We start from the raw sequence: 13,132 nt of genomic DNA, 5'->3' as shown, positions 1-13,132 counted from the left end.
GGGGAAGAATGGCGGATAGAACTCTCATACAAGCGATCGTTCAAGCATGGAAGATCGGATTTCCGATGTTTTTCGCGAAGTCCGGAATCATAGATTCCGTGGACTCGGATAATAAACTCTTAACCGTAAAAGTTTCAGAAGACTTCATCTATAACGTAACTTGGACGGAGCCGGTGGTTCCGAGAACGGGTTCGAAATGTCTTTTGATTGCAAGGGACAATCTTGAAAAAAGATACACAGCGTTTGCGTTCGAAAAGATAGATTCGATCAAAACGAAGGTCGCGGATCAGGTCGAACTGGAAATCCAAGAACATAAGGCTTATATAAATTATAAAAATATAATTAAGGTTACGCTCGAAGACGATGGTTTTCTTTTGGATCTCGGGGGAAAAACGTTCAAGATCCGCGGAAACGTAGAACAGGAAGGCGATTTTAAAACTACCGGAAAGTTGGATGCAAAAAAAGAAATCACCGCGTTTGCGGAATCTTCCAATTCGGTGGGTTTATCGTCTCACTTGACGGATTACGTGGATACCCCGGTCGGACCGTCCGTTTCGAGTAAACCGAAGGCAGGAACCTGATGATCGATTTTGGGAACGATCCGATTCGATTCGGAGATTTGACTTTGGACGCTTCGGACGACGATTTGTTAAGCGACGCGAACTCGGTAAGAATCGTTTTATCGGAGGTTCGGGAAATGTTCGAGATGACCGTCGCCGACGATATCGACTATCCCGAGATCTATAGTAGACAAAGAATCGCGTTGAACTCGACCGAGTACGGGGATCAGGCGGCTCGAATCCGAGACGCCGAAAGGATTTTAAGGTTACATCCCGCGATCGATTTGAAATCGATCGACGTGACACTTGACGTGGAAAGTCGGATCGTTGTCGATTTCCGATTAAAAACGGGAGAATCGGTTAAAGGAATTCTAATGAAGTAATATGGAGGCAATCGATGAATTTAAACATTACTAAAGAACAGGTTCTTACGGATCATCTTCAAAGCGTAAAGGCTTCCGGAGTATTGAAGAATCATACTTTCGGTCCAACTTCGAAAACGTTTTCGATTCTACGCGCGGTTTCCAACGCGGTTTTTTTATTCATAGATACGGATCTTATCTCCGTTCAGAAAGCGATTCATCCTCATACTGCGGAAGACGACGCGTTGCACGAACACTTGATTCGAAGAGGAATGCAATGGAAACCGGCGCTTCCTTCGATTCTCAAGGTGAGAATCGGATCTTCGGTTCAACCTTCGGTGGATCGGGAAATCCCTCAGTCTTTGATCGTTACGACTTCCGGTAACGAAGATCAGAAAATAAGATTCTTTCTTAAGGACGCTTTGATTCTTCCTGCGGGAACCGCCGCCGATACACAAGAAAAGTTTACGGTCGAAGCTCTTGTTCAATGTACGGTAGACGGTCCGATCGGAAACGTGGTTGCGGGTGCAATCAACTTGATCGAAAACCCACCGGATGGAATCAACTTTGTTTCCAACATAGAAATCAATCCGATTCAACAAGGTCAGTATAGGGAAACCAGAACTTCGGTAAGGGCTCGCTTGCAAAATGCTGAAGGTGTTTCATCGAAATGGACCCCTGCTTGGTATAAGGGAGAAGCGGAAACTTTTTCTTTCGTAAAAAGAGCGATCTTCAAAAGTGCGAAGACGTTGAAGACGGACGGGGAAGTGAAAGTTCTTGTGCAAGGAACCGTGGGAACGTTGAACGTTTCTCAACTCGATCAAGTAAAAGATCATTTTAATTCGGAGGAAAACGATCCGGGCGGCGTAGCACACGTGTTAGTCGATAATATTTCGGAAACACTCGTGAACAAAACGGTTACGGTGAAGTTCTCTTCTTCGGATACGATTCCGAGCCAGGTCGTTTTGGATCAAATCAAGGACGAATACTTTCTTTCTTTGAGCGAAGGACAGGATTTCGTGGACGCGCAATTGAAGGCTTTGTATCAAGTTCTTCCCAATTGTATCGATGTGGAATTCAATCCATTAGGAAATGTTGATGTTCCCGTAGGCTCGTTGGCGAACGCAGGTCCCGGATTTCAAACGATAGGCGCAGTGTATGTCTGATAAATTCATATTCGATTTCGATTCCGTTGTTTGGAAAAATCAGAGAAACCTCATTCGAAAACTTGGACAATCCAGCTTATGGTATAAGTTATTGAAATCCATTCTTTCCATTCTAAACGAAAGAGCGGCGAGGCTGAGTTGGTTGTATAGACAGATGTGGCTTGAAACCAGCGACGGTTTCGGATTAATTTTGTGGGGTGCCAGGTATAAGATCGCAAAACTTCCGGGAGAAACAGACGAGCTGTATCGAAACAGACTTTTAATGGCGAAACTTTTTAAAATGTCGATCGCGTCGGTCTCTTCGAAAAGACAGGTCGTTCAATTTTCCACCGGACTCGATTCGAGCGAAATCCGATATTCCAAAGTTTATGAAACGGAAGAATCAAAAAATTGTTTCGTTATGGGCGGCCCGATCGACGGAAGAATGATGTCTCGCAAATACGTTCTATTTCGTTATCGATTTTTGTTTCCGAAACTTTCAGATTCGTTCGATCGAGCCGAATTGGTTCGTTCTATGGAGAATGTGAATGTGGGTGGTAACGTCTGCGAATTTTGGGAAGAACAAGGGACGTTCGAACCTTTTGTCATGGGCGGCTCCGTATCGAACAAGTTTCATTCGCGCAGGGCTGAAAAATTAAAAGAATATTCAATCTATTAAATATATAAAAAGCGGAATGTTTTTATCCGCCTCTACTCGATCGCTCCGTTAGGAGCAATTATGGAAAAAATATTTGTTTATTCTTCCGAAAGTCTGGAAGAATATCCGAGCTCTAATTTGTCTTCGATAGAACTGGAGATCGAACTTTTTAATCGGGACAAGTCGGAGAGTCTGAAGAAAAAAATTCACCAGGGAATTTCCTTTCCTCCGGAAGGATATAAGTTCGAAGCGGGCGAGTTAAAGGAATTCTCCCTTTCCGAAAAAGCGGATCGAGGTTTGATCTCCGTTCCGGAAGACATGAAGATCGAAGATGAAAGACTCGTTCCGAAGTCGGAGCTTGAACTTCTTCAATGCGGTCTTTTAACGATCTCTTCTTATAAAGAAAAAAAGATCCGAAAAATTCATTCTAAGTTCGACGAAGCCTTGGATCAGATTCTTTGCAGGTATCCCCAAAGCGAACCTCTTTCTTGGCCGATTTTAAGTCCTCAAGCTAAACAATGGCTTTCTGCAAATTCTCAGGAAAGGGAGAATTTAAAGTCCTCCTTAATCGCGCTTGTAAGCGAATCAAAAACGATGGAAGACGATGATATTACGGAACTTGCAAGTTCAATTCTTGCTAAAGCGAACTCATACGAATCTTACTGCGGCGTTTGCAAAAAAATCAAAAGAGAGTTAGTCACTCAAATTCAGAATAACGTAAAAACGAACGTAAACGTTCTTTATAACGAATTGGAAGCGATCGAAATCGATTTTCCTTCCTTTGAAGGAGCTGTTCATGGATAAATTGTCGGGTATTACTTTTCCAAGCGTGAGCAAAAGGGTTTTTCCTGAAGATTGGAAGAAGGAACAGGAATCGAAAAGCCAGGAGATCATCAATCGAGACTTGGATCTTGTCGGTTTCGGATTACAATCGGGTGGAACGATCGTCGTGGGTTCGGGATCGAATCGAGTGGATTTGATCGATACGATCGTCGCTTACGACGCGGAAGGAAAAAGAATCGAAGCCGCTCCGGTCGCGGGTATTCCCGTCCCGAATAACGTTACGTGTACGCTTGTGATTCGTCATAAGTTTATGGAAACGTTATACGATAGTCCTTCGAATCTTCCGAGCGACGGCCCGAACGTTTGGAGAGATAATTCTTTCGAGATTTTAGCAAGACAAGGTTCTCTTGTCTCGGGCGATATTCCGTTGAGATCAATTTCGTCTAACGCTTCCGGTGCGGTCACACTTGGAACCGATCTAAGAATTTGGAGAGGTGTTTCCACAAACGGTATCAAAGACGGGCAAGTAACGGAAGAAAAACAATCCGCATCCGTAAAAACGGGGCTTGTTACGGATCTGCATACCGATTTGCTTGCTTTCATCAATCCGGACGCGAACAATCCGCTCAAACTTGTGAAAGGAATCAATCAGAGTTATCTTTATTCTAAGAATTTCGCGGAAGTCGTCTTTAAACAAGAACGGAAGTTTTTGGGAGAGATGTTCTGGATGGACGAGCTTCGAGCACCGTCGACTGATTTTCCCGCGTTTTGTTTGGCTTCTGCGGATCAGCTGATCAACGCAAGCGGGACGGGTGGAATGCCGGACCTAGTTTCCTATTGGCTGAATAAGCCATTACGTTACGATCCACTTGGAACAAACGTAATCGATTTTGATGCCACGAGTTATACAATAGCGAGTAATGTCCTTACGTTGACTTTTACAAATACGCCTGCTTGTCAGAAAATGATAGACGCCTTAGCTGAAGATCAGTTAGTTCACGGTTCGTTTACGAATTGGATGACCGGAACTTTGTTGCAGACAATAGGAGCAATTCCTGCTAACGCAACTTTGGTGATTTCGGCGATCAATAGCGGAAGTAGAACGATCAGCTTTTCTTGCACAGCGGCGAATTCGAGCGGTTCTTTAACAGGGGTTAAAGTTCGTTTTTACAAACACAGATTACCGGATATAACGCCGGGAACCACGATCACGAATCAGGTTCGTCATTTTGCAATTCAAGGACGCGGCTTTGTTTCGGTGATGGATGCGGATAGCGATTGGATCGGTGGTTTGAGAAGAAGGGATAGATTTCAAGGACACCATCACAATACGATCGGCGGGGATTTTATGAGCCAGGATATCACTGTATCGCGAAGTTATATTCAAGGTGGTGATACCGCTGGAAGTTCAATCGGACAATCGATAGTAAAAGAAGCTAAATCCGACGGAACAAATGGTTCTCCTCGACTTGGCAAAACCACCGATGCTCGAGGTCTATCAGCTTTTCCTTATGTGTTTGTTAAGAGGGTCTTATAATTATGGATAAATTATCAGGAATAGAATTTCCAAGTTTAGGAAAACGAGTTTTTCCAGAGGATTGGAAGAAAGAACAGGAATCTAAGAGTCAGGAAATTATCAATCGAGATTTGGATGCGTTCGGTTCAGGAATCGATTGTGGAGGAACAATTGTAATTAGTTCGACGGCGAGCAAAGTAGATTTAACCGATTCACTCGTCGCTTATGATGAGGATGGAAAACGAATCGTAGTGCCGCCAACGATCGGTATTTTAGTTCCGAATAATGCTTCTTGTACTTTGGTGGTCAGGCACAAATTTCAAGAAACTGCATATACTAGTCCTATGAATATGCCGGATGATGGCCCGATCACTTGGAGAGATAATTCTTATGAGATCATCGCAAGACAAGGCGCGTTGATTTCCGGTGATATTGCTTTACGAGCGGTTTCTACAAATGTTTCCGGTGTCGTAACTTTAGGAAACGATCTTAGAGTCTACCGAGGGATCAGAGGTCTTCGCATTAAAGATAACGAAGTAACCGAGGGAAAACAATCTACTTCGGTTAAGACTGGCCTATTAACGGATTTGCATTCGGATATCGTGACAGCTATCAACCCGGATGTTAACAATCCGTTGAAATTTGTGAAGGGGATCAATCAGGTTTATCTTTTCTTTAAGAATTTCACGGATACCGTTTTTAAGCAGGAGAAAAAATACTTAGGAGAGATGTTCTGGATGGACGAGCTTCGAGTGCCGTCTACGGATTTTCCTGCGTTTTGTTTGGCTTCCCCTGATCAATTGATCAATGCAAGCGGAACGGGTGGAATGCCGGACTTAGTTTCGTATTGGTTGAATAAGCCGTTACGTTATGATCCGCTCGGAACGAACGTAATCGATTTTGATGCGGTTAGTTACACGATTGCGAGCAATGTTCTTACGGTGACATTTGCGAATACGACTCCCTGTCAAAAGATGATCAATGCTCTCGCGGAGGAAAATTTAGTTCATGGTTCTTTTACGAATTGGATAACAGGAACTATTTTGCAGGCTGTAGGCGCGGTTCCGGCGAATACAACATTGGCGATTACTGCAATCTCCACTTCGAGTCGAACCATTAATTTTACCTGCGCCGCTGCAAATTCGAGTGGCTCGCTCTCCGGGGTTAAGGTGAGGTTTTATAAACATCGTCTTCCGGATGCAGTCCAAGGGACTACGATTACGAACCAGATTCGTCACTTTGCAGTTCAAGGGCGCGGCTTCGTTTCCGTAATGGATTCAGACGGTGAATGGATCGGAGGATTGAGGAGACGAGATCGGTTCCAGGGTCACAGACACGCTGCTTCTACATCCATTTCATTTGATATACCGCAAGGGGGTGCGGGTGGGGGCGCAGGTTCTTTGATAGCCGCAGGTTCTATCGGTGATGGAATTCCACGTGGAGTACAGCTCAATGGTTATCCTTCAACAAGTGTGGCTGGACCTACAGTTGATTCGAGTTATGCCCCGCTCAGATTTGGTTTAACAACCGATGCTCGAGGTCTATCAGCATTTCCTTATGTGTTTGTAAAGAGGGTTTTATAAACGAGTTTGGAAAAATATAAAACCCCTCTCCAAAATAAAAAAGGCGATGATTTCTCATCGCCCCTTTTGAATCAGATTACTGATTATTGAATTATTGTTGAGGAGCGGAAGTCGCGAAACGGAAGGTAACTCTTCTGTTTTTAGCGTCTTTTGCATCCAAACCAGAAACAGGCTCGGAAGAACCAGCGCCTTTCGTAGCGATACGATTCGCAGGAATTCCTTGTTTAATCAGAGCTTGTTTAACCGCATTTGCGCGAAGTTCAGAGTAAAAGATATTTCCTTTTTTGTCGCCTTCTGCTTGTTCAGGACCTACCGCATCGGTGTGACCTGTAATTTCAAGAGCGTAGCTATCAGGAAGTTTTCCGAGACCTTCTTTGATCACTGGAGCGTTTACTTTTGACCACTCGCTGAAATCACCAGCGTTTACGTCCGCTTTTTTGTAGCTGAATCCTGGACGAGTTAAGCCGTCCGGATATCTGAAATCTTTCAGTTTATCGTTCAAGGAGTCAGCGATTGCTTGCGGAGAATTTACATCAACGTTTCTGTTTGCCGCGGCAGATTGCTCTTGTGAAGAGGGCTCAGGGGCAGATTCCTCTTTTTTTTCAGCGGAGGAGCAAAGAGTGAATGAAAATGCAATTGCACCGAGCAGAATCAGATTCAAAATCTTTTTGACCATGTTTCTATCCTTCCTTAGATCTAAGGGGTTTTGGTTTCAGTGTGTCATGATAAGGCTTAGGAAGGAAAATGGAAACTGTTTTTTTAGAGTGCTAAAAACACGCGAAGTAAAAATCTGGAATCCTTTCCTTATTTTCAATGAACTTAGAACTAAAAGCAGAGGTCGCAGAAGAATTTTCCGGAAATCGATTGGATCGGTTTTTGAAATTCTCTTTTGGAGACGAAGTTTCCCGGGCTTCGATACAAAAGTGGATCGAATCGGGATATGTACGCAATCACGAAGAAAAAGTTTTCAATAAAAGCTCCTGGAAGGTGAAAACCGGCGAGCAATACTTTCTCTCGATTCCTCCTAGACCCCCTCTCAATTTAGAACCGATTCAGATGGCGTTACCTGTCATCTTAGAAAAAGAGAATTATCTAATCATCCACAAGCCTGCTGGAATCGCAAGTCACAGCGGACCCGGAGATCGATCTCCTAGTTTGGTCAACGGACTTCTCTATCATTTTAAAGAATTATCACAGGCCGGGGGAGAAGCGAGACCCGGAATCGTCCACCGATTGGACAAACCAACCGAAGGTCTGATTCTGATCGCGAAGAACGATCGAGCTCACGGAAAACTGTCCGAATTATTTCGGAAGAGAGAAATCGAAAAAAAATACTACGCTTGGGTGCAAGGACATCCGCCCGACGAAGCGGGAACGATCGACTTGCCGATCTCCAGACATCCGGTTGAAAGATTGAAGATGACGATTTCTCCCAAAGGAAGAAGATCCGTAACTCATTATAAAGTACTAAAGTATATCAATTCTCGCTCCGGAAGAAAATTCAGTTTTGTGGAAGTCGGATTGGAGACGGGAAGAACCCACCAAATCAGGGTTCATTTTCAAAGTCAAAGATGTCCTGTAGTCGGGGACTTATTGTATTCCAGAGTGGGAGCGCAATACGAATCTTACGGCTTACAATTGATGGCTTATTCTCTTAAATTTAAAGATCCGTTTACCGGTGAAAAAATAGAAGCCACTCTTCCGCTCAGCGAACGGTTTCTTAGATTTGAGAAGAATGCTCCGCAATTCTAACCCGGATTTGTGTCGGGTCCTTGCGATCGGGAAGAACCGGAAAATTCTCCCTATAATCCGAAATCGATTTTTTGAAAGCCATGTGAAATAGAATCGTTTCGATTTCTTCACCGGCGTCCGCAAATTCGCCGTTCGGTTCCACGGCGAGAGAATGTCCGTTGTGATGAACGCTTTTGTTGTAACCTGCGATTCCGATTCGATTGACCCCGAAAACATAAGCCTGATTTTCGATCGCTCTTGTTTTGAGGATCAATTCCCAGTGATGAATTCTCGGAATCGGCCAATTCGCGTGAACCGTAAAGATATCCGTTTCGCCCGCAAGTCTTCGAAAAATTTCCGGAAAACGAATGTCATAGCAGATAAACGGAGTTATGCGGAAACCGTTGAGATTATAACTTATAATTTCGGAGCCCGAACTGTAGTGACGGTCCTCTCCGCCAAACGTAAACGGATGAATTTTAGAATATCGTAATATAATTTCGCCGTCCGGATTTACAACGCTGACGGTGTTGAACGGTTTTCCGTCCGGATTCTTCCGTATCCAACCCGCACAAACGACCGCGTTTGTTTCTTTGGAAATCTCCCTTAAAAAAGTTTCGGTCGGCCCCTCGTCGAGTTCGGCGATTCTTTCGGATCTCATCGTAAAACCCGTCGCGAACGTTTCGGGTAAAAGAATCAGATCCGGTTTTTCTCCGCGATTTCGATCGAGAGTGGAATAGATCAATTTGCGAACATGTTCGTAATTCGCGTCTTGATTTTCCCAAGAAAGATCGCATTGAACGAGAGCCACGTTGAGTTCACCGGGATTCAATTTTTTCCATTCTCCTCAGAAACATTTTTTGCATCGTCAATCGAGTTAAGAATCGGATTTTTCTTCGTTTTCATTCTTACGAACGAACGGTTTTTTAGAAACACGATGTAGTTTAGGACGAATCGTAATTTCGGTAAAACCCAAATTCTCGGGACCGGAAAGCGCATACTCGAACGCTTTCAGAATTTCGGAAACGTTCAAATAAGAATTCGGATCGGAGTCTTTTTCGAAATCGAGCCGTTCATAAAAATCCGTATCGGCAATGTCCGGATTGATGCTTATCAATTTGACTCCGGATTTTCGGATTTCCTCGAATAAATTTAATCCGAAATGCCTGAAACCGGCCTTGGTTCCCGCGTAAGCCGCACCTCGAAAGGATTCCTTAAACGCGGAAACCGAATGGATCTGAAAGATCCAACCTTCATTCTTTTTTAAATCTCTTAAAAGCAGTTTTGTGATCAGAATCGGAGAAACGAAGTTCACTACGAGCATTCTTTCCAAATCGTCGAAAGGGATTTCCTCGTGAGGTGCAAAGTTGCCGATTCCGGCGTTGTTCACGAGAATTTTGAGAGGAGGCTCTTCCTTTAGAATATTCTGTAATTTGAATGTGATTTCCTTTGTGTTCGAAAGATTCAATTCGACGTGACGATACAAGGGAGAATCGTTTAAGATCCGCGATTTCGGTTTTGTTCTCGCGATCCCAACGACCTTATAACCTTGGGAAATCAAAAATTCGGAAATCGCTTGTCCGATTCCCTTGGATGAGCCGGTTACGATCGCCAAATCGTTGTTTGGTTCCGATTTCGTTTTCATTTTGTTTCCATCTCGCTTGCGACGAGTCTGTGAATTTTTTCCCGAGGAACAAAGACTTCCAATTCTTTTTCGACCATATCGAACATTTCCCTTTCCAATTCTTCGGGGTAGGATTTGACTCCGGCGTGAGTTTCCATCGGAAGATAATAAAGATAAGAATCCGATCTTCTTTTTTTGGAGTTCTTAAAATAATCCGAATTCATCCGAAAAACTCCGAGGCTGATTTCACGAAGTTTTTCTCCGGGAATTTCCGCAAAGATCGCACGAACGAATTCCTGATAAACGGTTTTCCAATTCGGAACGTTGAGAATCGGATCCAAACAAAGACGAACCTGCCAGCCCGCGTTCAAGGCGTCCTTGATGTTTTTCAATCGGGAAGAAAGTCTCGGAGTCAACGGTTCGTGTTCCAAGATCACAGATTCGGGGGAAAGCGTCCAAGCGAGAATGATGTTCGAAGTCGGTTTTAGATCCGCAATGGATTTGAAATTGGCGCTTTTCGTCCGGAGTTCCACGATCAAATCAGGGTTCTCGTTCGCAAACAGGATCCATTCTTTACAATATCCTAATGTGTTTTCAAGTGCGAGCAGATCCGTATCGTAGGATATACAAAGATAAAGCGGTTTGGAAAGTTCGAGTTGTTCCTTCGTTTCCCGAATATAGTCTTCGTTGTTTACAAAAACGACAAGATTCGCGGATGAATACATCCCTTGAAGATAACAATACGAACAATTGTAAAGACAATTCAGAACGAGTGCGTTGTAGTAAAAAAAACGATAACCGAAGTCGGGTGCGACGCCCGAGCCGGAATAGAGAAACTGTTCTTTGCGTTTCGCTAATATGAGTTTCGGGCTTCTTTTTTGGACCTGAAAATTCTGAGCGGAAGGATTGAAAACTTCCTTGTAGGAATCGATCGGAACTACGATCGATTCGGGAAATTTGGAAAGAATCTCCAATGTCTTCCGATGATTCTTTGCCGATTCTTCCACGTAAATATGGGAGAATCTTTTAGGACTGATAAAATTGTCGGAGCGCATACAATCCTTTTTTTCCTTCTTCCCTGGTTTTGACCTTCGCCTTTTGCGGATCGCCTAAGTCCGAAAGTATATTATAATTCTTTAAAATTTCGATTCCCGGTGCGGGAGAATTTCCGGTTTTGATCTTATAGCCGATCATCCAATCCTTCAACTGAATCGTTTCCGTTTCCGATAAGCGCAGAATTTCGGTCATTTTCAAAAGCGCGGCGCTTTCTTCTTTTTCAAGATCGATTTCTTTGTGGTTCGAGATCGGAGTCGACAAAATCGCGAGAAGATTCGGAAGTTCCTCCGAGATTCTCAGAGAAATTGTTTCCGCAACTCCGAGTCCTTGCGTAGATTCTAATTTTGTAAAGTGATCCGAAACCGTTTTTACGACTCGAATCCGATCGCTGGAAAAGAATTTTCGGGAAGCCTGAAAAAAACCGTAGGCCTCCATGTCAACTAACGTGTTTGGAAGCACGGAGGCCTCGTTTTCAAAAACGGGTTTGTCCACGGTCAACAAGGTCGACTCAGGAATAGGCGATTTGAAAAGAATATCGGGGTAAACGTTTCTTTGCGAACCTTCGTCCGTGATCTTATGGATTAAAAACGATTTTCCGATTTCGGAAAACTCCTTCGGAGCGCCGCAGATTCCGAAGTTGAAGATCCAGGAAGAATCATTGATCGATTCTTTGAATTCGTTTAACAAAAATGCGACCGACATCGCCGAATAAATTTTCCCCATTCCGGAAACGACCAAGGTATGGCTTTCGTTTTGATAGACCGGAAACGGATTTTGATCCCGAAGAATTTTCAAACCCAAAAATTCAATCAGGGGTTTTGCCTCCGGGAAAAGGGCGACGGAAATAAAAATCATCTTTCTTTCTTGATACCTGAACGTAGAATTTGGGACAAGAGAGAAATCATCGAACGAGAAAGAAAAGGAGTCTTTCATGGATTTGATCGAAAAGGTAAAAAGGGAATTTTGGCCGAAATTGAAGTCCGTGATTTCCAAGATTCCGTTTACGGAAGATTTGATAGCGCTTTATTATTCTATGTTGGACCCGGAAACCCCGCTTAAAACCAAACTTGTCATCGCGGGAGCGTTGGCGTATTTCATTTCTCCATTAGATGCGGTTCCCGATTTTATTCCCGGCGCCGGATTTCTGGATGACGCGGGCGTGATCGCGGCCGTACTGGCAAGTGTTCAGTCCGCGATCCGAGAAGAACACAGAGAGAAGGCCAGAAAATTTCTGGAAAACGAATGAGCTTAGACAACGAAATTAAAATCCGATACGAACACTTTCTAAACTTTCTTCCGAAGGTTATGGAATTTTTAGCGGCCACTCAAGAAGAATCCGATCTCGACATCGCCTATAAAGGTGAGATCGATCTCGTTACAAAAGCGGACAAGGGTTCCGAGGAAAAAATTATCAACGAGATTGATAGAATGTTTCCTGCCGATTCCATTCTCGGAGAAGAAGGAACCGATAAAAAAGGAACATCGTCTTTCAAGTGGATCATCGATCCGTTAGACGGAACCGTGAATTATTCTCATCGACTTCCTTTATACTGCGCTTGTATCGGTTTGGAAAATTTGGAGAACGGTGAAGCCGTGATGGGAATCGTTCCTCTTCCGGGTATGAACGAAATTTATCACGCTCGCAAAGGTCACGGCGCGTTTAAAAATCAAAAAAGAATTTCCGTTTCGAAAACGAAAGAATTAAAGCAGTCCTTGTTATCCACCGGATTTCCGTACGATCGTGAAAAGAAAATCGATCGACTCATGTTTTATTACAGAAACTTTTTATTGAAGACGAGAGGCGTTCGAAGGACCGGAGCCGCGGGTTTGGATCTTTGTTGGGTCGCGGAAGGAAGGTTCGACGCGTTTTGGGAAGAAGGTTTGAAACCTTGGGACATGGCCGCGCCTTCGGTGATCGTAAACGAAGCGGGGGGAAGAATGTCCACATATGACGGCAATACGTTCACACCTTATATTCCGAACGTGGTTGCGAGCAACGGAGTACTTCACGAAAAGATGATGGAAGGAATGCAGGAGTATCTTCGCATCCCGACTTGAAACGCGACCTGTCGAGCGACCCGTAAGGAGCGTTTTGCTGAGTTAATGCGAGCGCT

The 13,132-nt window shown here is 43.9% G+C and carries 14 protein-coding genes and 1 pseudogene; 10 read left to right on the top strand and 5 right to left on the bottom strand.

Annotated features, from left to right (window positions below; translation table 11 throughout):
* Positions 1 to 8 precede the first annotated feature (8 nt).
* From CH367_RS13130 to CH367_RS13100, 7 genes and pseudogenes are all read left to right on the top strand, one after another.
* Positions 9 to 581, top strand: coding sequence for a hypothetical protein (locus CH367_RS13130; RefSeq protein WP_100762951.1), 573 nt, complete (start codon positions 9 to 11; stop codon positions 579 to 581).
* Positions 581 to 943: an LIC10183 family protein gene (locus tag CH367_RS13125; RefSeq protein ID WP_100762950.1), complete on the top strand. Its 363-nt coding sequence runs from the start codon at positions 581 to 583 to the stop codon at positions 941 to 943. The genes CH367_RS13130 and CH367_RS13125 overlap by 1 nt, the downstream gene beginning before the upstream one ends.
* Before the next feature lie 14 nt (positions 944 to 957).
* Positions 958 to 2,088 carry a baseplate J/gp47 family protein gene (locus CH367_RS13120; RefSeq protein WP_100762949.1) on the top strand — a complete coding sequence of 377 codons (1,131 nt, stop codon included), beginning with the start codon at positions 958 to 960 and terminating at the stop codon, positions 2,086 to 2,088.
* Entirely contained in the window at positions 2,081 to 2,746 is a 666-nt protein-coding gene (locus CH367_RS13115) for a hypothetical protein (RefSeq protein WP_100762948.1), read from the top strand. Before CH367_RS13120 ends, CH367_RS13115 begins: the two co-directional genes overlap by 8 nt.
* Positions 2,747 to 2,806: 60 nt before the next feature.
* The gene (locus CH367_RS13110; protein ID WP_100762947.1) at positions 2,807 to 3,529 is read left to right on the top strand and encodes a hypothetical protein; all 723 of its coding nucleotides are present in this window, start codon (positions 2,807 to 2,809) and stop codon (positions 3,527 to 3,529) included.
* A pseudogene (locus tag CH367_RS13105) lies at positions 3,522 to 4,836 on the top strand (hypothetical protein); the annotation flags it as partial. The gene CH367_RS13110 and the pseudogene CH367_RS13105, both read left to right, overlap by 8 nt.
* 211 nt (positions 4,837 to 5,047) lie before the next feature.
* On the top strand, positions 5,048 to 6,607 hold the full coding sequence (locus CH367_RS13100; RefSeq protein WP_100762945.1) for a hypothetical protein: 1,560 nt from the start codon (positions 5,048 to 5,050) through the stop codon (positions 6,605 to 6,607).
* A gap of 91 nt (positions 6,608 to 6,698) precedes the next feature.
* On the opposite strand, the gene loa22 is transcribed toward CH367_RS13100, so the two are convergent.
* Positions 6,699 to 7,283 (bottom strand): OmpA family outer membrane lipoprotein Loa22, encoded by a 585-nt coding sequence (gene loa22 / locus CH367_RS13095; protein ID WP_100762944.1) that lies wholly within the window; start codon positions 7,281 to 7,283, stop codon positions 6,699 to 6,701.
* A gap of 137 nt (positions 7,284 to 7,420) precedes the next feature.
* Here loa22 and CH367_RS13090 point away from each other — a divergent pair, with 137 nt between their 5' ends.
* Complete coding sequence (locus CH367_RS13090; protein ID WP_100762943.1) at positions 7,421 to 8,359, top strand: RluA family pseudouridine synthase; 939 nt, start codon at positions 7,421 to 7,423, stop codon at positions 8,357 to 8,359.
* Here the strand turns inward: CH367_RS13090 and CH367_RS13085 are convergent.
* Genes CH367_RS13085 through CH367_RS13070 form a run of 4 tightly spaced genes read right to left on the bottom strand, consistent with a single transcriptional unit; the run spans position 8,328 to position 11,873 of the window.
* Entirely contained in the window at positions 8,328 to 9,170 is an 843-nt protein-coding gene (locus CH367_RS13085; RefSeq protein ID WP_100762942.1) for a carbon-nitrogen family hydrolase, read from the bottom strand. The genes CH367_RS13090 and CH367_RS13085 overlap by 32 nt on opposite strands.
* 45 nt (positions 9,171 to 9,215) lie before the next feature.
* Complete coding sequence (locus CH367_RS13080) at positions 9,216 to 9,983, bottom strand: SDR family NAD(P)-dependent oxidoreductase (protein WP_100762941.1); 768 nt, start codon at positions 9,981 to 9,983, stop codon at positions 9,216 to 9,218.
* Positions 9,980 to 11,017 (bottom strand): SPL family radical SAM protein, encoded by a 1,038-nt coding sequence (locus tag CH367_RS13075; RefSeq protein ID WP_100762940.1) that lies wholly within the window; start codon positions 11,015 to 11,017, stop codon positions 9,980 to 9,982. Before CH367_RS13075 ends, CH367_RS13080 begins: the two co-directional genes overlap by 4 nt.
* Positions 10,989 to 11,873, bottom strand: coding sequence for a 5'-methylthioadenosine/S-adenosylhomocysteine nucleosidase family protein (locus CH367_RS13070; protein ID WP_100763033.1), 885 nt, complete (start codon positions 11,871 to 11,873; stop codon positions 10,989 to 10,991). Before CH367_RS13070 ends, CH367_RS13075 begins: the two co-directional genes overlap by 29 nt.
* Before the next feature lie 76 nt (positions 11,874 to 11,949).
* Between CH367_RS13070 and CH367_RS13065 the strand changes: the two genes are divergently transcribed.
* Both CH367_RS13065 and CH367_RS13060 read left to right on the top strand, forming a co-directional pair.
* The gene (locus CH367_RS13065; RefSeq protein ID WP_100762939.1) at positions 11,950 to 12,264 is read left to right on the top strand and encodes a YkvA family protein; all 315 of its coding nucleotides are present in this window, start codon (positions 11,950 to 11,952) and stop codon (positions 12,262 to 12,264) included.
* The gene (locus CH367_RS13060) at positions 12,261 to 13,076 is read left to right on the top strand and encodes an inositol monophosphatase family protein (protein WP_100762938.1); all 816 of its coding nucleotides are present in this window, start codon (positions 12,261 to 12,263) and stop codon (positions 13,074 to 13,076) included. Before CH367_RS13065 ends, CH367_RS13060 begins: the two co-directional genes overlap by 4 nt.
* Positions 13,077 to 13,132: the final 56 nt, after the last annotated feature.

It is taken from the genome of Leptospira barantonii, from assembly GCF_002811925.1.
Classification (GTDB): domain Bacteria; phylum Spirochaetota; class Leptospiria; order Leptospirales; family Leptospiraceae; genus Leptospira; species Leptospira barantonii.
This window is presented reverse-complemented; position numbering and strand designations above follow the sequence as displayed.

What these genes read in the sequence shown, in the direction of transcription:
- CH367_RS13110 (WP_100762947.1), top strand. Translation starts at nt 2,807, where the DNA reads ATGGAAAAAATATTTGTTTATTCTTCCGAAAGTCTGGAAGAATATCCG.
- CH367_RS13065 (WP_100762939.1), top strand. Translation starts at nt 11,950, where the DNA reads ATGGATTTGATCGAAAAGGTAAAAAGGGAATTTTGGCCGAAATTGAAG.
- CH367_RS13080 (WP_100762941.1), bottom strand. Translation starts at nt 9,983, where the DNA reads ATGAAAACGAAATCGGAACCAAACAACGATTTGGCGATCGTAACCGGC.
- CH367_RS13130 (WP_100762951.1), top strand. Translation starts at nt 9, where the DNA reads ATGGCGGATAGAACTCTCATACAAGCGATCGTTCAAGCATGGAAGATC.
- CH367_RS13115 (WP_100762948.1), top strand. Translation starts at nt 2,081, where the DNA reads ATGTCTGATAAATTCATATTCGATTTCGATTCCGTTGTTTGGAAAAAT.
- CH367_RS13100 (WP_100762945.1), top strand. Translation starts at nt 5,048, where the DNA reads ATGGATAAATTATCAGGAATAGAATTTCCAAGTTTAGGAAAACGAGTT.
- CH367_RS13125 (WP_100762950.1), top strand. Translation starts at nt 581, where the DNA reads ATGATCGATTTTGGGAACGATCCGATTCGATTCGGAGATTTGACTTTG.
- CH367_RS13120 (WP_100762949.1), top strand. Translation starts at nt 958, where the DNA reads ATGAATTTAAACATTACTAAAGAACAGGTTCTTACGGATCATCTTCAA.
- CH367_RS13060 (WP_100762938.1), top strand. Translation starts at nt 12,261, where the DNA reads ATGAGCTTAGACAACGAAATTAAAATCCGATACGAACACTTTCTAAAC.
- CH367_RS13070 (WP_100763033.1), bottom strand. Translation starts at nt 11,873, where the DNA reads ATGATTTTTATTTCCGTCGCCCTTTTCCCGGAGGCAAAACCCCTGATT.
- CH367_RS13090 (WP_100762943.1), top strand. Translation starts at nt 7,421, where the DNA reads ATGAACTTAGAACTAAAAGCAGAGGTCGCAGAAGAATTTTCCGGAAAT.
- loa22 (WP_100762944.1), bottom strand. Translation starts at nt 7,283, where the DNA reads ATGGTCAAAAAGATTTTGAATCTGATTCTGCTCGGTGCAATTGCATTT.
- CH367_RS13075 (WP_100762940.1), bottom strand. Translation starts at nt 11,017, where the DNA reads ATGCGCTCCGACAATTTTATCAGTCCTAAAAGATTCTCCCATATTTAC.